This window comes from Stenotrophomonas sp. CASM114, from assembly GCF_049384325.1.
In the GTDB taxonomy this organism is placed as follows: Bacteria; Pseudomonadota; Gammaproteobacteria; order Xanthomonadales; family Xanthomonadaceae; genus Stenotrophomonas; species Stenotrophomonas muris.
In genome coordinates this window covers 35627-56501 of sequence record NZ_JBMRGJ010000020.1, presented here as the reverse complement: position 1 = coordinate 56501, position 20875 = coordinate 35627, and the positions used below count along the sequence as shown (strand labels likewise).

Below are 20875 nucleotides of genomic sequence, written 5' to 3'. Positions count from 1 at the left end.
CGCGCATGGCGTGGAGCTACCCGATCGGCCCGCTCAACCCACCGGCAACAGGATCGACACGCACAACCCGCCATCGCCGCGGTTCTGCAGCGACACGCGGCCACCGTGCGCTTCCACGATCTCGCGCGTCAGTGCCAACCCCAGGCCGGTGCCGTTGCGCTTGGTCGAATAGAACGGCATCAAGGCGTTCTGCAGCACCTGCTCGTTCATGCCCTTGCCGCGATCCAGTACGTCCAGGCGCAGCCATTGCGGCAGCCGCGTGAGTTGCACCTGTACGTCATCGTTGGGCGGATCGGCCTCGGCGCAGGCTTCATGCGCGTTCTTCAGAAGATTCAGCAATGCCTGCCCGAACTGCGCGATGTCGATGCGGCTGCTCAGGTCCTCGTCCGGCTCGCGTTCCATGGTGAACGGGATCTGCTGGCGCAGGCTGGACAGGAACGGCGCCCAGTGCACGGTCTGCAGTTGCGGCTGCGGCAGCTTTGCGAAGCGTGCATAGCCACGGATGAAGCCTTCCAGGTGGCGTGCGCGGTCCTCGATGGTGGTGAAGATCTCCGGCAACCGGTCGAAGCGTTCGCGCTGCACCAGCACGCCACCGGAGTGGGCCAGCGAGGCGATCGGTGCCAGTGAGTTGTTGAGCTCGTGGCTGATCACCCGGATCACCTTCTTCCACGTCTGCACTTCCTGGCGGCGCAGTTCGGCGGTGAGCAGGCGTACCAGCAGCAGGTCGTGCGGACGGCCGTTGAGCTGGAAGGCGCGGCGCGACAGGTGGTAGACCTGCTCGTCATCCTCGTCGCCGTCCTCGCCCTCGGCATGCACCGCGAACAGGCTGTCGCCGCCACGGGCGATGGCATCGCGCAGCTCTACCGGCACCTGTTCCAGCACCTCTTCCAGACGCTGGCCTTCCAGTTTCCAGCCGCCATGCAGCAGCTTGCGCGCAGCCAGGTTGGAGAACACCACGCGGGCGATGCCATCGCCGCCGGAGGCAATCAGCAGCATGGCCACCGGCGTGTTCTGCACCATGGTGTCCAGCAGCAGTTCGCGCTGCACCAGGCCCTGCCGCTGTTCGCGCAGCACATCGCCCAGCTCGCGGTGCGCCTGCACCAGGTCGCCCAGTTCGTCGTTGCCCGGCCAGTACACGCCGAAGTTGTACTCGCCGTCGCGGTAGCTGCTGGTGGTGCCGGACAGTGCGCGCATCAGCGAGCGCACCGGTGCGGTGGCGCGGCGCAGGGTCCACCACATCAACGCCAGCAGGATCACGGCCGACGCCGTGGTCACCACCCAGCCATGGTTCATCCAGTACGCCAGCAGCCACGGCAGCGCAGCGGCCAGCGCCAGCACCGGCAGCAGGCGCAGGAACAGGCGGAAGGTGAACGAGCGCCGCTTCATTCGCGTGGGATGCCGTGGCGGTCCATGCGCCGGTACAGGGCCTGGCGGCTCAGGCCGAGTTCGGCAGCCGCCTGGGCGATGACGCCGTGGTTGCGTGCCAGCACGTCCTCGATGCGCTCGCGGTCGGGATCGTTGCCAGCGCTCGGTGCGGGGCGTGGCGCCGGTGCGGTGCGCGGCAGGTTCAGGTCGGCCACCTCGATGCGGTTGCCGGTCGCCAGCAGTTCGGCACGCTGGATCACGTTGCGCAGTTCGCGCACGTTGCCCGGCCACGGGTGCCGTTGCAGGGCGGCACTGGCGGCACTGGACAGCGGCTTGCCGGCCGTCAGGAAACGCTCGGCCAGTGGCACGATGTCGCCCGCGCGCTCGGCCAACGGCGGTAGTACCAGTTCCACTGTATTGAGGCGGTAGTAGAGATCTTCGCGGAACGTGCCGTCGCGGATCATCGCCGGCAGGTCGGCATTGGTCGCGCTGACCACGCGGACTTTGACCTGGCGTTCGCGATTGGAACCCAGGCGCTCGAAGCGGCCGGTTTCCAGCACGCGCAACAGCTTCATCTGCCCGCCCAGCGACAGGTTGCCGATCTCATCCAGGAACAGCGTGCCTCCGTCGGCGGCTTCGAACTTGCCCTCGCGTGCCTTGTTGGCGCCGGTGTAGGCGCCGGCCTCGGCACCGAACAGTTCGGCCTCGATCAGCTCCGACGGCAACGCGCCGCAGTTGACCGTGATGAACGGGCCCTTGGCCACCAGTGAATTGGCCTGGATGATCTGCGCGATCTTCTCCTTGCCGGCACCATTGGGACCGGTGATCAACACCGGCAGCTCGGAGCGCGCGACCTGGCAGGCCAGGGCGATGACGCGCTCGCTGGCCGGATCGGCGAAGACCGCACCGCACAGGTCGTACTTTTCTTCCAGCGCATTGCGCTGGCGCAGCTCACGGCTGCGGCGGCGGTCCAGTTCGCGCCGCGCCTCGGACAGCTCCAGCAGGTTGTTGACCGTGGTCAGCAGCTTGCGGTCGTCCCAGGGCTTGGCCAGGTAGTCGGCGGCGCCGGCCTTGACCAGGTCCACCGCGCTGCTCAGGTGGGTCCAGGCCGTCAGCAGGATCACCGGCAGGTCCGGGTGGCGTGCGCGGATCTGTGCGAACAGCGCTTCGCCCTCCTCGCCGGAGGTGGTGTCCTCGCTGAAGTTCATGTCCTGGATCACCAGGTCGACCGGCTGCGACTCGAGCAGGGCCAGCCCCTCGGCCGGGCTCTGCGCCTGCAGGGTGTCGATGTCGTGCAGGGAGAACAGCACGTCCAGTGCAGTGCCCACACTGGCGTTGTCGTCGATGATCAGGATCGAAGGCATCAAGCGGTTCTGCAGAAAGGGATGGGCGGCGCCGATGGAGCCGTGTTCGTGTCCATACGCCGGGAGAGCCCGGCGCCACCCATCAAGCATAGCCAAACCCGTAGCCGTCGGGGCGGCGGGCTCAGCGTCGGGGCGGCGGCGGTGGTGGTGCTGGCGGAGGCGGGGCGACCAGCGCCCTGCGCCAGGCAGCGGCGTCCACCGCGACCGTCAGTTCCTGCCTGTCGCGCTGCAGCAGGAGATAGGCCCTGGCGGCGCTTGAACGCCGCAGGGCCTCGGCAAGATGCTCGATCCTGCGTACGGTGGTGTCATCCACCCGCAGGATGCGATCGCCGCTGCGCACGCCGAAGCGGGCTTCCGGGCCGGCGGCTTCCACGCGCACCTGGCCTTCGCTCGAACGCAATGCCAGGCGCGCATCGTCCTGGCGCCACTCCAGTGTCTGCGAGCTGCCACCGCCGGCCAGTGCCGGCAGTGGCAGGAGCATCATCATCAGCATCCAGCGGATACGCATCTCATGCGCCCCGCGTGGCAACCGCAGGCGGTACCGCTGCCGCGCGCCGGGCCGGCCCGAACACCGCGATCTGGCCAAGCACCCACAGCAGCAGTGCGCCCAGCGGCAGGTAGTGCAGCGGCATGCGCGGCAGCTCGTACATGTTCATCAGTGCCAGGTTGATCGCATAGGCGGCCAGCATGCCCAGCACGATGCCCAGCGTGGCCAGCAGGAAGTTCTCGGTCTGGAAGTAGCGCAGGATCTGCCCACGCGTCGCGCCGAGCGCGCGACGGATACCAATCTGCTTGCTGCGCTGCTGCACCCAGAAGCTGGCCAGGCCGATGATGCCCAGTGCGGTGACCACCAGCAGCGAGATGCACACCGTGATCAGCAGCCCGACCATGGCCCTGTCGTTCTTGAAGTAGTCATTGCGCTGCGCCTCATAGGTCAGCTTCTCGCGCACCAGCCGGTTGGGGTCGTTGCGTTCAAGCGCGGCGATCGCGCCCTTGAGTACTTCCTCGCGCCGTTCCGGAGCGGTGCGCAGGACGTACGGGCCCTGGGTGAAATCGGTCCGCACAGGCAGCACCATCGACAGCGTGGTGTTGTTGTTGTAATCGGTGGGCGTGGCCAATGACGCGACAATACCCACCACGTGCAGTGGCTGCTTGCCCATGTAGAACGTCTTGCCCAGTGCGTTCTCGCCGGGGTACAACCTGTCGGCGAGCGTGCGGCTGATGATCACCGAGGAGGCGGTATTGGTGGAGGCGTTCTTCTGTGCATCCTCGACGTTGCTGTATTCACTGGGCTGGAAGTCGCGGCCGGCGGTCAGCTGCAGTCCAAGCGTGGACAGTCCATCTTCGCCGAACATGTACATGGTGACGAAGGCGGTCGGACGTTCCTGTTCCTGCTTCAGCGAAACGCTGGTATTGGAGGAGTTCGGGCGGAACGGCAGCTGGTTGACCTTCGCGGCGGCGGTGACCCCGGGAACGGCGCGCAGGGCGGACAGGTCCTCCTGGGTGCGGGCCTGGCCATTGGTCTGCTTGCCGATGCCGCTGACCCGGACGAACACCAGCTCGTTCTCGGCCAGGCCGCTGGTCTGGCTGATCCGTTCAACGCGCTGGGTGACCAGGAACAGGGCATTGCAGACGATGGCGCAGGTCAGGGCGACTTCCAGCACGATCAGGGCGGCGGCTGTCTTGTGCCGGCGCAGGGTGCTGAGGATGGGGCGGATATCCATGGGAGGTCCTCGTACTCGTGCTTACTGCGACTTGAGCTGGATGGCCGGGGTAACCTGCATCGCGCGCCAGGCGGGCAGGAAACCAGCGGCGAGGCTGGCGAACAGGGTCAGGCCAATGGCCAGCAGCAGCATGCTGCCGTCCAGGTGGGCCAGGCTCGCGTAGTCCACGGGTTGCTGGCGCACCGCATACAGGCCGAGCAGGGCCAGGCCGATGCCGAGCACGCCGCCGGCAACGCCGATCGCACCGGCTTCAACCAGGCATTGCAGGAAGATCTGCCCACGGCTGGCACCGAGGGCGCGGCGCACGCCGATCTCGCCGCTGCGGCGCAGGAACTTCGCCAGCAGCAGGCCCACCGTGTTGACCAGGCAGACGCCGAGAAAGCCCAATGCCAGCCACATCTGCAGGCGCACATCGCTAGGCACGGCATTCTTGAACGTCAACCACTCCATCACCGGGCGCAGGCGCACGTTGGTGGGGCGCTCGAAACGGCCCGCTGCGCGCTGCTGGTCCGAGTAGTTGGCCAGGTAGCTGCGGTAGTCCTCGACCTTGGCCGGATCCAGCTCCACCCAGTACTGGATCCAGCTGCAGGGCGCGTTGATCGAGTTGCTGCTGCCATCCGGATTCTCGCCGAAGCAGTTCATGTTGCCGTTGCTGCCGAACTCCAGGTCCATCGCAGTGGAAAACGGCACCAGCAGGTCTTCATCCTTGCCGTAGTTGCCGGTGGTCAGATCGAAGAAGTGGGGTTCGGGATTCCACTTCTTCATCACGCCGATCACCCGCAGTGAATGGCCACTCAGGCGGATCTCGCGACCGGTGCTGTCGGCACCCTGGAACAGCTTGTCGTTGATCGCTTTCGACAGCACCACCACCCGGCTGCGATTGTCATCATCGCTGCTGTTCCAGGCACGCCCGTACTGCATCGGCACGTCGAACATCGGGAAGAAATCGGCCGACGTCCAGCGCGTATCCACCGAGAACGGCTTGAGCGTGCTGAGCTCCGGTTCCACCGTGCCGCCGCCCGCGCTCATCATCGCCTGGCGGATGCCGCGCTTCTCGCGCAGCAGGGTCTCGGCGTCGCGCCGTGTCATCTGTTCCTCAGGCTCCTCACCCGGGGTATAGCCGCCGCGCGGGCGCGGATCGACCTGCACGTAGAACAGCTGGTCGCTCTTGCCGGGAATCGGGTCGCCGGACAGCACGTGGAACACCGTCAGCGTGGTCATCGAGGCACCGATGCCGAGCGCGATGGCGACCACCATCAGTGCGGTCAGGATCTTGTTGCGGCGGAAGCTGCGTACCGCCAATCGGGTGTAGTAGGCGAACATGGGAGTGCCCTCACTCGTTGACGGCAACGATGTGGCGCGGCGGGGTAGCCAGCACCGGTTCGCGCACCAGGTCGGTCACCTGGCCATCGACGATGTGCACGTTGCGCTGCGCGCGCGCGGCCAGTTCCGGGTCGTGGGTGACCATCACGATGGTGGTGCCGGCGGCATTGATCTCCTCCAGCAGTTCCATCACGCCGCGGGCCATCTGCGTATCCAGGTTGCCGGTCGGTTCGTCGGCCAGCAGCAGGCGCGGGCTGCCGGCCAGCGCACGCGCGATCGCCGCACGCTGCTGCTGGCCGCCGGACAGTTCGTTCGGGTAATGCTTCATGCGTGAGCCCAGGCCGACCTGGGTGAGCGCCTTTTCGATGCGTTCGCGGCGCTCGTTGGCACTCATCTTCCGGTAGCGCAGCGGCACGTCGACGTTGTCGAACAGGTTCAGGTCGGGAATCAGGTTGAAGCCTTGGAAGATGAAGCCGATCTTCTGGTTGCGCAGGCGGCTGCGGGCGTCATCGCCCAGCGTGCTCACGTCCTGGCCGTCAAGCAGGTAGGTGCCGCTGGTGAAGGTTTCCAGCAGGCCGGCGATGTTGAGGAAGGTGGTCTTGCCGGAGCCGGACGGGCCGGTGACCGCGACGAACTCGCCTTCCTTGACCTGCAGTTCCAGCGAGCGCAACGCGTGGGTTTCCACCTGTTCGGTGCGGAAGACCTTGGCGACCGAACGCATTTCGAGCATGTACATGGGGTGTCCTCTCTCCAGGATTCAGGTATCAGGTATCAGTTGACGGAGACGCGTTCGGCGTCCTTGAACAGGTCGCTGCCGGAGACCACGATGCGGTCGCCCGGCTGCACACCCGACTTGATTTCCACTTCGCCCAGGCTGCTGACGCCCAGTTCCACCGGACGCCGCACCGCGGTGCGGCCATCCATCACGTAGGCCACGCCATTGCCCTGTTCGACGAACGGGCCGCGCTCGACCTTCAGCACGTCCTTGCGGGTATCGAGCAGCACGCGCACCGACATCCGCTGGCTCTGGCGCAGGCCTTCCGGCTGCGCGCTGGCGAAGCGCACGCGGGCGTTGACCTCGCCGTTGACCACTTCCGGCGACACCGCGCTGATCTCGCCCGGGAACGGCTTGCCATTGCCGCCGGTCAGCTGCGCCGGCATGCCGATCGCCAGGTCGCGGGCGAAGCTCTCCGGCACCTTGATCTCGACCTCGAACTTGGACAGGTCGACCACGCCCAGCACCGGCGCGTTGGCAGCCAGGTTGGTGGACTGGACCGCCTGCACCTGGCCGACCTGGCCGTCAAACGGTGCGCGCAGGGTCAGTGCGTCGACCTGGCGCTGCACTTCGGCCACCACGGCCTTCTGGCGGTCGGCCAGCAGGCGCTTGTTGCGGGCATCCAGGTCGGCGCCCTGGCTCTGCAGGCGCGCATCGGTGGTGGCGTTGGCCAGGGTGATGTCGGCCTTCTTCAGCGAGTCCTTGGCCTTGGCCAGGTCGATCTGTGGCACCGCACCGCCGTCGTAGCCGCGCTGGAAGCGCTGCAGGTCGCGGTCGGCGGCCTGGCGCTCGATGGTGGCCTGGTCGGTTTCCTTGCGCGACTTGGCGCGGGCCAGGGTGGCGTCCAGCGCGGCACGGCTGGCCTCGGCTTCCAGGCCGGCCAGGGTGGCCTGTTCCTGGGCCAGCTTGCTGCGCAGTTCCGGGCTGTCGATGACCGCCAGTTCCTGGCCCTTCTTGACCACGTCACCGGCGACCACTTTCAGGTCCACGGTGCCGGCCGAGATGGCGTACAGGATCGGGCTGTTGGCGGCGATCACCCGGCCGTCGGCGGCGATGTCGCGGACCAGGTCGCCGCGCTTCACTTCGGCGATGCGCACCCGGCTGCTGTCGAAGGAGCGGCTGGCATTGGACCAGGCATGCACGGCCCAGCCGATGCCGGCCAGCAGCACGATGGCGCCCAGCGCCGGCCAGCGGTAGCGCTGCCAGTTGGCGCGGGTGGCGCCGGCGGGGGCGGAGGAAACGATCTGGTCCTGTGCGGAAGTGTCGCGGATCATCGGGTGCGTGCCTGACGGTGGTAGCCAGTACCAAGCACGTAGCGTGCCAACTTTATTTCCTTTTAGTTCAACAGGTTGGGCGGGACGCTGGAGTGTCCGGGTGTCCGCGGACACCTTTCCGGACACTTTCATTAAGCGGACAGGAGGGGGAAGCCGGACACGCGGGCTAGAATGCGCCGATCGTCTTCAAGGAAACGCGTGACATGTGTGGAATCGTGGGTGCAATCGCCGATCGCGACGTGGTGCCGGTGCTGATCGAAGGCCTGAAGCGGCTTGAGTACCGTGGTTACGACTCCTCGGGCATCGCGGTGATCGATCACGCCGAGCGCCCCGAAGTACGTCGTGTCCGCCGCACCGGTCGCGTGTCGGAAATGGCCACGGCGGCCGAGGCCGAAGGGTTCAATGCGGTGCTGGGTATCGGCCACACCCGCTGGGCCACCCACGGCGGCGTCACCGAGGCCAACGCGCATCCGCACATCAGCCACGGCGTGGCGCTGGTGCACAACGGCATCATCGAGAACCACGAAGAGCAGCGCGAGAAGCTGCGGGCGCTGGGCTACACCTTCGAGTCGCAGACCGACACCGAAGTCATCGCGCACCTGATCCATCATCACCTGAAGGGCGGCGATGACCTGCTGGTGGCGCTGCAGCACACGGTGAAGGACCTGACCGGCGCCTACGCGCTGGCCGTGGTCAGCCGCGCCGAGCCGGAGCGCTTCGTCTGCGCGCGCATGGGCTGCCCGCTGCTGGTGGGCCTGGGCGAGGGCGAGAACTTCGTCGCCTCCGACGTCTCGGCGGTGATCTCGGCCACCCGCAAGGTGATCTTCCTGGAAGAGGGCGACACCGCCGAGATCCGTCGCGATGGCGTGCGCATCTTCGATGAGCATGACCGGCCGGTCGAGCGCGATGTGCACCTGTCCGACGTGTCGCTGGCATCGCTGGAGCTTGGCCCGTACCGCCACTTCATGCAGAAGGAAATCCACGAGCAGCCGCGTGCGCTGGGCGACACCATCGAGGCGGCGATCGACGCCGGTGGTTTCCCGGCCGAGCTGTTCGGCAAGAACGCCGAAGCGGTGCTGTCGGGCATCGAGGGCGTGCAGATCATTGCCTGCGGCACCAGCTACTACGCCGGCCTGACCGCGCGCTACTGGATCGAAGCCATCGCCGGCCTGCCGTGCAGCGTGGAGATTGCCAGCGAGTACCGCTACCGCGCCGCGTATGCCAACCCGAAGCACCTGATCGTCACCATCTCCCAGTCCGGCGAAACGCTGGATACGATGGAGGCGCTGAAGTACGCCAAGGCGCTTGGCCACAAGCACACGCTGTCGATCTGCAACGTGCCGGAAAGCGCGATTCCGCGCGCCAGCGAGCTGGTCTGCTACACCCGCGCGGGCGCCGAGATCGGCGTGGCTTCGACCAAGGCCTTCACCACCCAGCTGGCCGCGCTGTTCCAGTTGACCGTGGTGCTGGGCAAGCTGCATGGCCGCATCGACGCGGCGCAGGAAGCGGATTACCTGGAGCAGCTGCGCTTCCTGCCGGGCAGCGTGCAGCACGCGCTGAACCTGGAACCGCAGATCGCGGCGTGGGCCGAACGCTTCGCGCGCAAGTCCAATGCGCTGTTCCTGGGCCGTGGCCTGCATTACCCGATCGCGCTGGAAGGCTCGCTCAAGCTCAAGGAGATTTCCTACATCCACGCCGAGGCCTACCCGGCGGGCGAGCTGAAGCATGGCCCGCTGGCGCTGGTGGACGAGGACATGCCGGTGGTGGTGATCGCCCCCAATGACAGCCTGCTGGAGAAGGTGAAGTCGAACATGCAGGAAGTGCGCGCCCGTGGTGGCGAGCTGTTCGTGTTCGCCGACCAGGACAGCAACTTCAATGAGTCCGAAGGCGTGCACGTGATCCGCACGCCGCGCCATGCCGGCGTGCTCAGCCCGATCGTGCACACCATTCCGGTGCAGCTGCTGGCCTACCACACCGCGCTGGCACGCGGCACCGACGTGGACAAGCCGCGCAACCTGGCCAAGAGCGTGACGGTGGAGTAACACTCCCGGATCCGTTGAATGCTGCATGCGAAAAGGGGCCCGCGTGGCCCCTTTCGTTTGCGTGGTTGGCCATGCCAAGTGGGACAGCCGCCGGGTGTTCTGTCCGCCGTCGGCAGCAGGCAATCATTCTTTAATGCGTGGCATTGGCTGTATTCAGCGGCGGTTTCAGCCGCGGTGCCATTCTCTGGATCGTCGGTTGGTTCCCACGACGAACTGTCCTATCGATGCCGGTAGTGACCGATGGTCGCAGTCGTAGAATCGATTTGACCGAGGTCCGGGTTGAGCGGTTGAGCCCACCTCGTTCGCGTTGCAGCACATCGCCTGCCGATCCATTCCACGCGGCGGGCGGGTGCGCCAGACGTGCGCTGAAAGGTCTGTTCCCGGGGAGGGGGCGTATCGGAAGAGCACACTTTTTTGACTTCAGTGACCTGCACCAGGAAACAAGAATGAACGTCCGCGAACTCCTGCAATCCAAGAAAGAAGCTGTCATCACCATCGACGCCGAGGACACCATCGGTGCCGCCGCCCACAAGATGAGCGCGAACAGGATCGCTGCGCTGGTGGTGATGAAGGACGATGCCCCGGTCGGCATCATTTCCGAGAAGGACATCGTGCGTACCCTGGCCGACGACGGCCCGCAGGCCGGCCGCCGGGTGATCTCCAGCCTGCCGTCCACCGGCCTGGAAGGCATTGCGCCGGACGCGACGCTGAAGCAGGCCATGTCGTTGATGACGTACTCGCGGCGCCGTCATCTGATGGTGACCGACGGCAACCAGCTGGTCGGCATCCTCAGCCTGGGCGATATCGTGAAGAACCTGCTGGGCGAGCTGGAACTGGAAAAGGCCGTGCTTCAGGACATCTACATGGCCGCCCACTGAGGGCTGCAGCGCTGGAAGCAGGGAAGCCGGGCATTGCCCGGCTTCTTCGTTCACGGCTTCGGTGATATCAGAACGTGACCTTCACCGAGTCGGCGCTGTAGTTCGCCGGACCGTGATAGACCACTTCGATGTTGTTGCCGTCCGGGTCGAGCACGAAGGCGCCGTAGTAGCCCGGGTGGTAGGGGCGTTCGCCCGGCGCGCCGTTATCGGTGCCGCCGGCGGCGATCGCGGCGGTATGGAAGGCATCGACGGTGGCGCTGTCGCGGGCCTGGAAGGCCAGATGGTGCCGGCCGGTCAGCTGGCCGGCGGCGGCCTCGCTGCTGGCGCTGGAAATGAACAGCTCATCGGCCCAGAAGTAATCATCGCCTTCGCCGGCGATCGGGATGCCGATGGTGTCGAACACCGCCTGGTAGAAGCGGCGGCTGGCGGCCAGGTCACGCACCACCAGCTGCAGATGGTCGATCAGTCGGCCGCGGTGCAGTTCCATCGTTTCCATACGAACCTCGCAAAAAAGGGGACGGAGGGGATTAAGTCGCTTCCGACCAATAGTGCCAGAAATGACTTAATCCCCTCCGTCCCCTTTTTGTCAGTTGGCGATGATTTCGACCCAGTAGCCGTCCGGGTCCTTGATGAAGGCCAGGTTCTTCATGCGGCCGTCGGTCAGGCGCTTCTGGAAGGTCACGCCGAGGTCCTCGAAGCGCTGGCAGGCGGCCTCGATGTCCGGCACCGACACGCAGATGTGGCCGAAGCCGCGCGGGTCGCTGTTGCCGTCGTGGTACACCGCACCGGCCTGGGTTTCGGTACCGTGGTTGTGGGTCAGTTCCAGCACGCCCGGCAGGCCGGCCATCCACAGGCGGCGCTGGCTGTCGTCTTCTGGCACCACTGCGCCGGCCGGCACGTAGGCCAGGAAGTACAGGCTGAACCGGGCGTCCGGGAAGTCGCGCTTGTCGATCAGCTGGTAACCCAGCACGCGGGTGTAGAAGTCCAGCGAGGCGGTGATGTCCTTCACCCGCAGCATGGTGTGGTTGAACACGAAGCCGCTGGTTTCGGCCGGGGCCTGGGCGGCGACGCCGGGGACATCGCGCAGGGCGGGAATGGTCATGGGGGAGGTCCTTCAGACGGGGCCGTTGCCGGCCGGATGGCGCCATTCTACCGGCCCGCACCTGACGGCACCGCGACGTACAATGGCCGGATCGCACCGTTCCGTCCTGATAACGATTGCCCGCCATGTCGCAGCGTGAATGGGTGGCCGCCGCCATCCGCAAGATCGAAGCCGATTTCAACCGTTCCGCCGATACCCATCTGATCCCGCTGGCGCTGCCCGGGTTCGAGGGCATCGACCTGTACCTGAAGGACGAGTCGAGCCATCCCACCGGCAGCCTCAAGCACCGGCTGGCGCGCTCGCTGTTCCTGTACGCGCTGGCCAACGGTTGGTTGCGCGAGGGCCGGCCAGTGATCGAGGCCTCCAGTGGCTCGACCGCCGTGTCCGAAGCCTATTTCGCGCGCCTGCTGGGCCTGCCGTTCATTGCGGTGATCCCGGCCACCACCTCGCCGGAAAAGATCGCGGCGATCGAGTTCCATGGGGGCCGCTGCCACCTGGTCGAGCGCGCCTGCGACCTCAACTGTGATTCGGAAAAGCTGGCCCGCGAAACCGGCGGCCACTTCATGGACCAGTTCACCTATGCCGAGCGGGCGACCGACTGGCGTGCCAACAACAACATCGCCGAATCCATCTTCAAGCAGATGGCCGAAGAGCCCAGCCCGGTTCCGGAATGGATCGTGTGCAGCCCGGGTACCGGCGGTACCGCCGCCACGCTGGGCCGTTATGTCAGCTACCGCCGGCATGACACCCGCATCCTCTGCGCGGACCCGGAAGTGTCGGTGTTCTTCGACGGCTACAAGGCTGCCGTGGCCGGTGAACAGGACTGGCGTGGACTGACCTGTAGCGGTGGCTCGCGCGTGGAAGGCATCGGCCGGCCACGGGTGGAGCCGAGTTTCATCCCGACCAGTGTCGATGCGATGGTGAAGGTGCCCGATGCGCTGAGCCTGGCCGCGATGCGCCATGTCAGCCGCCAGCTCGGCCGCCGTGTCGGTGGCTCCACCGGCACCAACTTCATCGGCGTGCTGCAGGCCGCGCAATGGATGCGTGAGGCGGGCCACCAGGGCAGCATCGTCAGCATCCTGTGCGACAGTGGCGAGCGCTATGCGCAGAGCTATTACGACCCGGCGTGGTATGGGCGACAGGGGATCGATGTCGACGGCGCCGATGCGCAGCTGGCGGCGGCGGTGGCCGGGCAGGGGTTGCCCGAACTGCCGTGGTGCAGCCTGGAAGCGTTGTAACGCGGCAACGCACGGCCGGCTGTGCATCGGCTGGGTAGCGTCTACTGTTGGTCGACCGCTCCACGTTCAGGTCGCCGGAATCCCGCGCTGCGCGCGAAAGTCGACCCACAGTCGACTCCACCCGGTCGCCGGGGCGTCTCAATACCCCGCTGCGGTGAACGCATCCAGCACCGCATCGCGCAGCGCATCAGGCAACGCCTCGATGTCCATCGCGCGGTCATCCAGGTGCAGGCTGGGGTCCAGGATGCTGGCGCGTCCCTGGGCCAATGCCTGCAGCCACAGCAGCACGCAGATCACGAACTCGCGCTCGTGGCCCAGCTGCAACTGGCTGGCGCCGCGCTCGATCACCTCGAACGGGTACCACTCCTGGGCATCGTTGAACGTGCCGCCCTGCTGCAATACCGCCTGCAGCTGCTCCAAATGGCGGGGGGCGTCGTCGCCGGCATCGCACAGCGCGGCGATCCAGGCCAGTTCTGCCGGGCTGGCGGACAGCGCCAGCGAGCGCGCCGGTGAGATGGATGCCACTGCAGCCAGACCTTCCATGTAGGGCCTCGTTCGGTAAGTACCGCTGCGGACTCCCCCGCAGCCAGAGCTTCGGTGCGCGGCCGTCAGGCCGACGTGAACGCCGGCGCATGCCCCCTTGTCAGCCGCGCCTGTCAGCGCCATATCTGGGAAGCTGCCCGCCCGCCGGGCCCGTTCCCTGGAGATCTGCCGTGACCGTTGCCAACCCCCTGCTCGACTTTTCCGGACTGCCGCGCTTTGACGCGATCCGCCCCGAGCACGTCGCGCCGGCGCTGGATGTGCTGCTGGCCGAGGCCGAAGCTGCCGTCAGCGCAGCCGAGCGGGTGCAGCCGGTGCGTTGGGACACCTTCGTCACCCCGCTGGATGACGCCACCGAGCGCCTGTGGCGTGCCTGGGGCCTGGTCGGCCACCTGCAGGGGGTGGTCAACACCCCGGAACTGCGTGAGGCCTACAACGGCAACCTGCCGCGGGTGACCCGTTTCGCCAGCGCGCTGGGCCAGAACCTGGCGCTGTATCGCCAGTACCAGGCACTGGCCGCCAGCCCGGAGGCGGCGCATTTCAATGAAGCCCAGCGCAAGGTGCTGGACAACACGCTGCGTGACTTCCGCCTGGGCGGTGCCGAGCTGGCACCTGAGGCGCAGCAGCGCTTTGCGGCGATCAAGGAGGAACTGTCGGCGCTGTCGGCGAAGTTCTCGCAGAACGTGCTCGACGCCACCGATGCATGGTCGCTGTACATCGAGGACGAAGCGCGACTGCTGGGCCTGCCGGAAGACGTGAAGGCTGCCGCGCGCGCTGCGGCAGAGAAGGACGGCAGGACCGGCTGGAAACTGACCCTGCAGATGCCGTGCTACCTGCCGGTGCAGACCTGGGCTGAAGACCGCGACCTGCGCGAGATCCTGTACCGTGCCAGCGCGCAGCGTGCATCGGAGTTCGGCGATGACGCGCTGGACAACAGTGGCAACATCGACCGTATCCTTGCCCTGCGCGCCGAACTGGCCGCGTTGCTCGGCTTCGATTCGTACGGCCATTACTCGGTGGCGACCAAGATGGCGCAGGACCCGGCCGAAGTGCTGGGTTTCCTGCGTGACCTTGCCGCGCGAGCCAAGCCGTTCGCGGCCAAGGACCGCGCCGAGCTGGAGCAGTTCGCACGCGAGCAGCTGGGCATCGATGACCTGCAGGCCTGGGACCTGGCGTTCGCCGCCGACCGCCTGAAGCAGGCGCGTTACAGCTATTCCGAGCAGGAGGTGAAGCAGTATTTCACCGAACCGAAGGTACTGGGCGGCCTGTTCTCGGTGATCGAGCAGCTGTATGGCCTGCATGTGCAGGAAGACAGCGCACCGGTGTGGCACGAAGACGTGCGCTTCTTCCGCCTGGTCGATGCGCAGGGCGCGCTGGTCGGCCAGTTCTACCTGGACCTGTACGCACGCGAGGGCAAGCGCGGCGGTGCGTGGATGGACGATTGCCGCAACCGTCGCGTGCGTGGCGACGGCAGCGTGCAGACGCCACTGGTCTACCTGGTGTGCAACTTTGGCCGGGGCGCCAACGGCAGGCCGGCGACCTTCAGCCACAATGAAGTGACCACGCTGTTCCATGAGATGGGCCACGGGCTGCACCAGCTGCTGACCCGCATCGGCGAACTGGGCGTGGCCGGCATCAACGGCGTGGAATGGGACGCGGTGGAGCTGCCCAGCCAGTTCATGGAGAACTTCTGCTGGGAATGGGACCACCTGCAGGGCATGACCGCGCACGTGGACAGTGGCGAGCCGCTGCCGCGCGCGCTGTACGAGCGCATGCTGGCGGCGCGCAATTTCCATAGCGGCATGGCCACGGTGCGCCAGCTGGAGTTCGGCCTGTTCGACATGCTGCTGCACAGCCAGTTCGAACCGGCGCAGGACAGCGTGCTGGCACTGCTGGACCGAGTGCGCGCGGAAGTGGCCGTGAACCACCCGCCGGTCTGGAACCGCTTCCCGCACCAGTTCAGCCACATCTTCGCCGGTGGTTACGCCGCGGGTTACTACAGCTACAAGTGGGCCGAAGTGCTCAGCGCCGATGCCTACGCCGCGTTCGAGGAAGCGCCGCAGGCACTGGCTGAAACCGGTGCACGCTTCCGCGATGAGATCCTGTCGCGTGGTGGCAGCCGCCCGGCGGCGGAGAACTTCAAGGCCTTCCGCGGCCGCGCGCCGCAGATCGACGCGCTGCTGCGGCACTCGGGCATGGCGTAAGCGAAAAAAAGGGGACGGAGGGGATTAAGTCGTTTGTGCACAAACGACTTAATCCCCTCCGTCCCCTTTTTCTATTCGGCGTAGATCATCTTCCGGGTCATGCCGCCGTCGACGATGAAGTCCTGGCCGGTGCTGAAGCCGGACAGCGACGACAGCAGGTACACCGCCAGCGCGCCGATGTCCTCGGGGCGGCCGACCCGGCCGACCGGGTGCTGTGCCTGGTCGATGGCGGAGTACTCCGGTGCGTGTCGCCGCGAGGGGGCCTGCCAGGCCGTGGTGCCGATCCAGCCCGGACTGATGCTGTTGACCCGCACCGTTGGGCCGGCACTGATCGCCAGCGCATGGGTGAACGCCACCAGCCCGCCTTTGGCCGCAGCATAGGCCTCGCTGTGCGCTTCGGATTGCCAGGCGCGGGTCGAGGCGATGTTGATGATTGCGCCGGCGGCGCTGGCCGTCAGCGCCGGTAGTGCGTGCTTGCTGCACAGGAAGGCACCGTGCAGCGAGGACAGGCGGCGCTGCCACTCGTCCCAGTCCATGTCCTGCAGCTGCGTGCCATGCGGTCCGGCGATGCCCGCGTTGTTGACCAGCCCGTCGATACGGCTGAAACGCCGCAGGGCCACGGCGATGAAGTCGCGCACGCTGGCTTCGTCGGTGATGTCCAGGCGCTGGAATGCGGCCTCGCCACTACGCTGCCATTCCGCCAGGCACGCCTCGCCGGCCTCCACGTCCAGGTCGCCGATCAGCACGCGTCCACCGGCACCGAGCACGGCCTGGGCGATGCCACGGCCGATGCCGTTGGCGCCGCCGGTGACCAGCACCACCTTGCCCGACAGCGGCGCGGCCGGCCATGCGGCAATCGGCGGCACCGTGCTCACGTCAGGTCTTCGCCACGCAGGCGGCGATGCCAGCCGTCCACACCGATGCGGTCCAGGGTCTGGATGTTGCGCTCGACGATCACGTCCGGGTCCGGATAGACATCCACTGCGCGCGCCACGCTGTCTTCGCGCAGCAGGTGCAGGGTGGGGAAGGGCGCGCGATTGGTGTAGTTGCTGGCGTCGTCCGCTGCCACGCCGTCGAACTGGTAGTCCGGGTGGAAGCTGGCCACCTGCAGGATCCCCTGCAGGTCCAGTGCCTCGATCGCGGCGTCGGCGTTGTCGAGGAAATCGTTGTAGTCGAGGAAGTCCGTCAGCACCTGCGGATGCACGATCAGCGTGGTATCGATCTGCTCGGCCGGCGTATCGCGCAACAGCACCAGTTCCTCGGCCAGCTGCTCAACCAGCGCTTCCGGCGTGGTCGCATCACTGAGCACGATGCGGACCTGGTCCTTCACATACACCGCCTTGGCGAACGGGCACAGGTTCAGGCCGATGACGATGCGCTCCAGCCACAGGCGGGTGGCAGCGATCGGGTCATCGGTGGGCAGGGGGGAATCGGTCATGGCGGGCACGTCGGCTGGCGGGGCCGCCATTGTAGGCGCGTCGCTGGCAACGCGCCGTCGTGCCTGCCGCTGGCAGCGCCGGGGCATGCCCGGCGGATGCCTCAGTCGCGGAAGTTGTTGAACTGCAGCGGCAGCTCGAACTTGCCGGCCTTAAGCACGGCGATGGCGTCCTGCAGGTCGTCGCGCTTCTTGCCCTGCACGCGCAGCTTGTCGCCGTTGATCTGGCTTTCCACCTTCAGCTTGGCATCCTTCAGCGCTGCCGCGATCTTCTTGGCGATCTTCTGCTCGATGCCCTGCTTGACGGTGATCTTCTGCCGGGCCTGGGCCAGGTTGGTCTCGATGTCGCCGAACTCCAGGCTGAGCACGTCGATGCCGCGTGCGGCCAGGCGAGCACGCAGGATGTCGTTCATCTGCTTGAGCTGGAATTCGGTCGGCGCGGTCTGGTTGATGACATCGCCGTCGCGCTCGAATTTTGCGTCCACGCCCTTGAAGTCGAAGCGGGTGGCCAGTTCGCGGTTGGCCTGGTCGATGGCGTTGGTCAGCTCGTGGGTGTCGACTTCGGACACGACGTCGAAGGAAGGCATGGGCGGTGCTCCGCAGGTTTCAGTGGCGATCATTCTATCGCGAGGGCCCGCATGCCCGCCCTTTGTAGAGCCGAGCCCACGCTCGGCGGCTTTGTGAAGGGCAGCCGAGCGTGGGCTCGGCTCTACAGAAAGCGACGACCGGGCGATAATGGGCCATGAACGTGCAACGCTCCCCTTCGCGTGCGGTGGCCTGGATGGTCGCTGCGGTCGCCTGTTTCTCGCTGATGGACGCTGGCATGAAGCAGCTGTCGGCCAGCTATCCGACCCTGGAAGTGACCTTCCTGCGCGGCGCGGCCTCGTTGCCGTTCGTGCTGGTCTGGGTGTTGGCCAGCGCCGGCCCGCGCTCGCTGGTGCCGCGTCGCTGGGGCCTGCACCTGCTGCGTGGCGCGCTGGGCATGGCGATGATTGGCTGCTTCGTGTTCGCCCTGCGCGAACTGCCGCTGTCCACCGCCTACACCATCTATTTCGTCGCCCCGCTGCTGATCGCCGCCTTGTCGGTACCGCTGCTGGGCGAGCGGGTCGGGCCACGGCGCTGGGTCGCCATCGGCATCGGCCTGGTCGGCGTGCTGGTGGTGCTGCGGCCGGGCGTGGACGGTTTCATCTCGGTGCCCGGCCTGATGGTGCTGGCTGCGGCCACCGCCTATGCCGTGGCGGCGATCACGGTCAGCCTGCTGACCCGCACCGATACCTCGCAGTCGATGGTGGTCTGGTTCCTGGTGATCATGGCCATCGGTGCCGGCCTGCTGTCCCTTCCCGGCTGGGTGCCGCTGCAGCTGGCGCATGCGCCGCTGATCGCCGGCATGGGCCTGGCCGGGGCGCTGGGCCAGATCGCCCTGACCAAGGCGTTCCAGCTGGGAGAGGCCTCGATGATCGCGCCCTTGGAATACAGTGGCCTGGTCTGGGTGATCGGTTGGGATCTGGCCTTCTGGGGCCAGCTGCCTGATGGCTATACTTGGGTGGGCGCCGCGATCATCGTGGCTTCGGGACTGTACCTGCTGCATCGTGAGCGCCTGAACCGGGTGCAGCCACCGAAGCCGCTGGACCATCCCTGAGCCGGTTGGGCCTGGGAATGGGGTCAGAGCCCCTGCGGGGATCCGACCCCGGGGTCGGATCCCCGCAGGGGCTCTGACCCCAGCCAACACGTCGGCGCGGGCGGCTTAGAACCAAAAGGAATAACATTCTGGCCCATGGCGCGGGCGCGCGACCGCCTGCGCTGGTAGGCTGCACGCCCCCTTCCGTCACCCAGCCGGTGAGCCACGCCCGTGATCGAGTTCCAGCGCCTGCACAAATCCTATGCCGTTGCCGGCCGCGAAGTCAGCGCGCTGCAACCGCTGGACCTGACCATCGAGGCCGGTGAGGTATTCGGCATCATCGGCCATTCCGGCGCCGGCAAGTCGACCCTGATCCGCATGATCAACCGCCTGGAAGAACCCAGCGGTGGCCGGCTGCTGATCGGTGGCGAGGATGTCACCGCACTGGACGCGGACGGCCTGCGCACGCTGCGCCGGCGCATCGGCATGATCTTCCAGCACTTCAACCTGCTGTCGTCGCGCACGGTGGCTGGCAATGTCGCCTTCCCGCTGGAGCTGGCCGGCACGCCGCAAGCGGAGATCGACGCGCGCGTGGCCGAGCTGCTGCAGACCGTGGGCCTGGAAGCGCATGCGCAGAAGTATCCGGCGCAGCTGTCCGGCGGCCAGAAGCAGCGTGTCGGCATCGCCCGTGCGCTGGCGACCCGCCCGCAGATCCTGCTGTGCGACGAGGCCACCAGCGCGCTGGATCCGCAGACCACCGCCTCTGTGCTGTCGCTGTTGTCGAAGATCAACCGCGAGCTGGGCCTGACCATCGTGCTGATCACCCACGAGATGGACGTGATCCGCCGTGTCTGCGACCGCGTGGCCGTGCTCGATGCTGGCCAGATGGTCGAGACCGGCCCGGTTACCCGGGTGTTCCTGCATCCGCAGCACCCGACCACGCGTCGGTTCGTCAGCGAATCGGAGCACGTGGACGAAGGGGCGTTGCACCGCGATTTCGACGTGGTGGGCGGGCGCATCGTGCGCCTGACCTTCCTCGGCGGCGACACCTACGAACCCCTGCTTGGCAGCGTCGCGCGCCAGACCGGGGTCGACTACAACATCCTGTCCGGCCGTATCGACCGGATCAAGGACACCCCCTATGGCCAGCTGGTGGTCGCCCTGGTGGGCGGTGACCAGTCCGCCGCGCAGGCTGCCTTCGTGGCTGCCGGCGTGCATGTCGAGGAGCTGCGTCGATGATCATCGCCACTGCCGGCGGTTTCTTCCGTCACCTGGATGCGGGCAAGTGGGCCGACATCGGCCAGGCCACCCTCGACACCCTGCTGATGCTGCTCGGTTCGCTGCCGCTGACCCTGGCCATCGGCCTGCCGCTGGGCGTGCTGCTGTACCTGTTCGGGGCGCCGCAGATGAAGCGCCGGCCGTTTGCCTATGGCGTGCTGGCTCTGGTGGTGAACCTGCTGCGCTCGGTGCCTTTCATCATCCTGATGATCGTGCTGATCCCGGTCACGCTGTTCCTGATGGGTACCTCGCTGGGCGTGCGCGGCGCGATCGTGCCGCTGGTGATCGGCGCGGCGCCGTTCTACGCGCGCCTTGTCGAGACCGCGCTGCGCGAAGTGGATCGTGGCGTGATCGAGGCGACCCAGGCGATGGGCGCCACCACCTGGCAGCTGGTCACCCGGGTGCTGCTGCCGGAAGCACGACCGGGGCTGATCGCCGGGGCGACGGTCACCACCGTGGCCCTGATCGGCTTCACCGCGATGGGCGGTGCGATTGGTTCCGGTGGCCTCGGCGACCTGGCGTTCCGCGATGGTTACCAGCGTTCGCACACCGACGTGGCGCTGGTCACCGTGGTCCTGTTGCTGGTCCTGGTGCAGCTGCTGCAGATGCTCGGCGACCGCCTGGTCGCGCATTACAGCCGCAAGTAACAGAATGCCGGGCGGCAGCCGGCCAGCGGCCGGCTCTACCCGATTGCCGGGAAAAAAACGGTAGTGCC

20 protein-coding genes are annotated in these 20875 nt (G+C 66.9%); 7 read left to right on the top strand and 13 right to left on the bottom strand.

All coding sequences use genetic code 11. From position 1 onward, the window contains the following. Positions 1-33: 33 nt before the first annotated feature. The 7 genes from VG566_RS16565 to VG566_RS16535 all read right to left on the bottom strand — a co-directional run bounded on the left by VG566_RS16565 (position 34) and on the right by VG566_RS16535 (position 7825). The gene (locus VG566_RS16565; RefSeq protein ID WP_014648489.1) at positions 34-1386 is read right to left on the bottom strand and encodes a sensor histidine kinase; all 1353 of its coding nucleotides are present in this window, start codon (positions 1384-1386) and stop codon (positions 34-36) included. Beyond that, the gene (locus tag VG566_RS16560) at positions 1383-2729 is read right to left on the bottom strand and encodes a sigma-54-dependent transcriptional regulator (RefSeq protein WP_014648488.1); all 1347 of its coding nucleotides are present in this window, start codon (positions 2727-2729) and stop codon (positions 1383-1385) included. The genes VG566_RS16565 and VG566_RS16560 overlap by 4 nt, the downstream gene beginning before the upstream one ends. Before the next feature lie 121 nt (positions 2730-2850). Next, positions 2851-3222, bottom strand: a complete 372-nt coding sequence (locus VG566_RS16555) for a PDZ domain-containing protein (protein WP_014648487.1) — start codon at positions 3220-3222, stop codon at positions 2851-2853. Between the two features lie 16 nt (positions 3223-3238). Continuing rightward, complete coding sequence (locus VG566_RS16550) at positions 3239-4453, bottom strand: FtsX-like permease family protein (RefSeq protein ID WP_241884793.1); 1215 nt, start codon at positions 4451-4453, stop codon at positions 3239-3241. A gap of 21 nt (positions 4454-4474) precedes the next feature. Further along, positions 4475-5776, bottom strand: coding sequence for an ABC transporter permease (locus tag VG566_RS16545; protein WP_014648485.1), 1302 nt, complete (start codon positions 5774-5776; stop codon positions 4475-4477). 10 nt (positions 5777-5786) lie between these two features. Next, positions 5787-6512, bottom strand: a complete 726-nt coding sequence (locus VG566_RS16540; RefSeq protein WP_014648484.1) for an ABC transporter ATP-binding protein — start codon at positions 6510-6512, stop codon at positions 5787-5789. A gap of 35 nt (positions 6513-6547) precedes the next feature. Continuing rightward, positions 6548-7825 carry an efflux RND transporter periplasmic adaptor subunit gene (locus VG566_RS16535; RefSeq protein ID WP_014648483.1) on the bottom strand — a complete coding sequence of 426 codons (1278 nt, stop codon included), beginning with the start codon at positions 7823-7825 and terminating at the stop codon, positions 6548-6550. Between the two features lie 203 nt (positions 7826-8028). Between VG566_RS16535 and glmS the strand changes: the two genes are divergently transcribed. Beyond that, complete coding sequence (gene glmS, locus VG566_RS16530; RefSeq protein ID WP_241884794.1) at positions 8029-9867, top strand: glutamine--fructose-6-phosphate transaminase (isomerizing); 1839 nt, start codon at positions 8029-8031, stop codon at positions 9865-9867. Positions 9868-10313: 446 nt separating this feature from the next. Further along, a complete protein-coding gene (locus VG566_RS16525) occupies positions 10314-10745 on the top strand; it encodes a CBS domain-containing protein (RefSeq protein ID WP_014648481.1) in 432 nt (143 codons plus the stop codon). A gap of 67 nt (positions 10746-10812) precedes the next feature. Here VG566_RS16525 and VG566_RS16520 read toward each other — a convergent pair whose 3' ends face one another. Continuing rightward, positions 10813-11241, bottom strand: a complete 429-nt coding sequence (locus VG566_RS16520) for a VOC family protein (RefSeq protein WP_032961230.1) — start codon at positions 11239-11241, stop codon at positions 10813-10815. A gap of 90 nt (positions 11242-11331) precedes the next feature. Further along, the gene (gene gloA / locus VG566_RS16515; RefSeq protein ID WP_241884795.1) at positions 11332-11847 is read right to left on the bottom strand and encodes a lactoylglutathione lyase; all 516 of its coding nucleotides are present in this window, start codon (positions 11845-11847) and stop codon (positions 11332-11334) included. A gap of 125 nt (positions 11848-11972) precedes the next feature. On the opposite strand from gloA, the gene VG566_RS16510 reads away from it, so the two are divergent. Beyond that, positions 11973-13085: a PLP-dependent cysteine synthase family protein gene (locus VG566_RS16510; protein WP_014038552.1), complete on the top strand. Its 1113-nt coding sequence runs from the start codon at positions 11973-11975 to the stop codon at positions 13083-13085. A 138-nt stretch (positions 13086-13223) separates the two neighbouring features. On the opposite strand, the gene VG566_RS16505 is transcribed toward VG566_RS16510, so the two are convergent. Then, positions 13224-13628, bottom strand: a complete 405-nt coding sequence (locus VG566_RS16505; RefSeq protein WP_014648478.1) for a hypothetical protein — start codon at positions 13626-13628, stop codon at positions 13224-13226. Positions 13629-13798: 170 nt separating this feature from the next. On the opposite strand from VG566_RS16505, the gene VG566_RS16500 reads away from it, so the two are divergent. Then, entirely contained in the window at positions 13799-15829 is a 2031-nt protein-coding gene (locus VG566_RS16500) for a M3 family metallopeptidase (protein ID WP_032961226.1), read from the top strand. Positions 15830-15900: 71 nt separating this feature from the next. Here the strand turns inward: VG566_RS16500 and VG566_RS16495 are convergent, their stop codons facing one another. From VG566_RS16495 to VG566_RS16485, 3 genes are all read right to left on the bottom strand, one after another. Continuing rightward, positions 15901-16704, bottom strand: coding sequence for an SDR family oxidoreductase (locus VG566_RS16495; protein WP_032961223.1), 804 nt, complete (start codon positions 16702-16704; stop codon positions 15901-15903). Then, the gene (locus VG566_RS16490) at positions 16701-17267 is read right to left on the bottom strand and encodes a DUF1415 domain-containing protein (RefSeq protein ID WP_049406028.1); all 567 of its coding nucleotides are present in this window, start codon (positions 17265-17267) and stop codon (positions 16701-16703) included. Before VG566_RS16490 ends, VG566_RS16495 begins: the two co-directional genes overlap by 4 nt. A 101-nt stretch (positions 17268-17368) precedes the next feature. Next, positions 17369-17851 carry a YajQ family cyclic di-GMP-binding protein gene (locus tag VG566_RS16485; protein ID WP_006471121.1) on the bottom strand — a complete coding sequence of 161 codons (483 nt, stop codon included), beginning with the start codon at positions 17849-17851 and terminating at the stop codon, positions 17369-17371. A 155-nt stretch (positions 17852-18006) separates the two neighbouring features. On the opposite strand from VG566_RS16485, the gene VG566_RS16480 reads away from it, so the two are divergent. From VG566_RS16480 to VG566_RS16470, 3 genes are all read left to right on the top strand, one after another. Continuing rightward, positions 18007-18903, top strand: coding sequence for a DMT family transporter (locus VG566_RS16480; protein WP_241884796.1), 897 nt, complete (start codon positions 18007-18009; stop codon positions 18901-18903). Positions 18904-19113: 210 nt separating this feature from the next. Then, entirely contained in the window at positions 19114-20121 is a 1008-nt protein-coding gene (locus tag VG566_RS16475; RefSeq protein WP_014648473.1) for a methionine ABC transporter ATP-binding protein, read from the top strand. Next, positions 20118-20807, top strand: coding sequence for a methionine ABC transporter permease (locus VG566_RS16470; protein ID WP_134809318.1), 690 nt, complete (start codon positions 20118-20120; stop codon positions 20805-20807). The genes VG566_RS16475 and VG566_RS16470 overlap by 4 nt, the downstream gene beginning before the upstream one ends. The last annotated feature ends 68 nt before the right edge of the window (positions 20808-20875 follow it).

Excerpts from the sequence above, each read along its gene's own strand:
- VG566_RS16565 (WP_014648489.1), bottom strand. The coding sequence starts at position 1,386 with ATGAAGCGGCGCTCGTTCACCTTCCGCCTGTTCCTGCGCCTGCTGCCG.
- VG566_RS16560 (WP_014648488.1), bottom strand. The coding sequence starts at position 2,729 with ATGCCTTCGATCCTGATCATCGACGACAACGCCAGTGTGGGCACTGCA.
- VG566_RS16555 (WP_014648487.1), bottom strand. The coding sequence starts at position 3,222 with ATGCTGATGATGATGCTCCTGCCACTGCCGGCACTGGCCGGCGGTGGC.
- VG566_RS16550 (WP_241884793.1), bottom strand. The coding sequence starts at position 4,453 with ATGGATATCCGCCCCATCCTCAGCACCCTGCGCCGGCACAAGACAGCC.
- VG566_RS16545 (WP_014648485.1), bottom strand. The coding sequence starts at position 5,776 with ATGTTCGCCTACTACACCCGATTGGCGGTACGCAGCTTCCGCCGCAAC.
- VG566_RS16540 (WP_014648484.1), bottom strand. The coding sequence starts at position 6,512 with ATGTACATGCTCGAAATGCGTTCGGTCGCCAAGGTCTTCCGCACCGAA.
- VG566_RS16535 (WP_014648483.1), bottom strand. The coding sequence starts at position 7,825 with ATGATCCGCGACACTTCCGCACAGGACCAGATCGTTTCCTCCGCCCCC.
- glmS (WP_241884794.1), top strand. The coding sequence starts at position 8,029 with ATGTGTGGAATCGTGGGTGCAATCGCCGATCGCGACGTGGTGCCGGTG.
- VG566_RS16525 (WP_014648481.1), top strand. The coding sequence starts at position 10,314 with ATGAACGTCCGCGAACTCCTGCAATCCAAGAAAGAAGCTGTCATCACC.
- VG566_RS16520 (WP_032961230.1), bottom strand. The coding sequence starts at position 11,241 with ATGGAAACGATGGAACTGCACCGCGGCCGACTGATCGACCATCTGCAG.
- gloA (WP_241884795.1), bottom strand. The coding sequence starts at position 11,847 with ATGACCATTCCCGCCCTGCGCGATGTCCCCGGCGTCGCCGCCCAGGCC.
- VG566_RS16510 (WP_014038552.1), top strand. The coding sequence starts at position 11,973 with ATGTCGCAGCGTGAATGGGTGGCCGCCGCCATCCGCAAGATCGAAGCC.
- VG566_RS16505 (WP_014648478.1), bottom strand. The coding sequence starts at position 13,628 with ATGGAAGGTCTGGCTGCAGTGGCATCCATCTCACCGGCGCGCTCGCTG.
- VG566_RS16490 (WP_049406028.1), bottom strand. The coding sequence starts at position 17,267 with ATGACCGATTCCCCCCTGCCCACCGATGACCCGATCGCTGCCACCCGC.
- VG566_RS16485 (WP_006471121.1), bottom strand. The coding sequence starts at position 17,851 with ATGCCTTCCTTCGACGTCGTGTCCGAAGTCGACACCCACGAGCTGACC.
- VG566_RS16480 (WP_241884796.1), top strand. The coding sequence starts at position 18,007 with ATGAACGTGCAACGCTCCCCTTCGCGTGCGGTGGCCTGGATGGTCGCT.
- VG566_RS16470 (WP_134809318.1), top strand. The coding sequence starts at position 20,118 with ATGATCATCGCCACTGCCGGCGGTTTCTTCCGTCACCTGGATGCGGGC.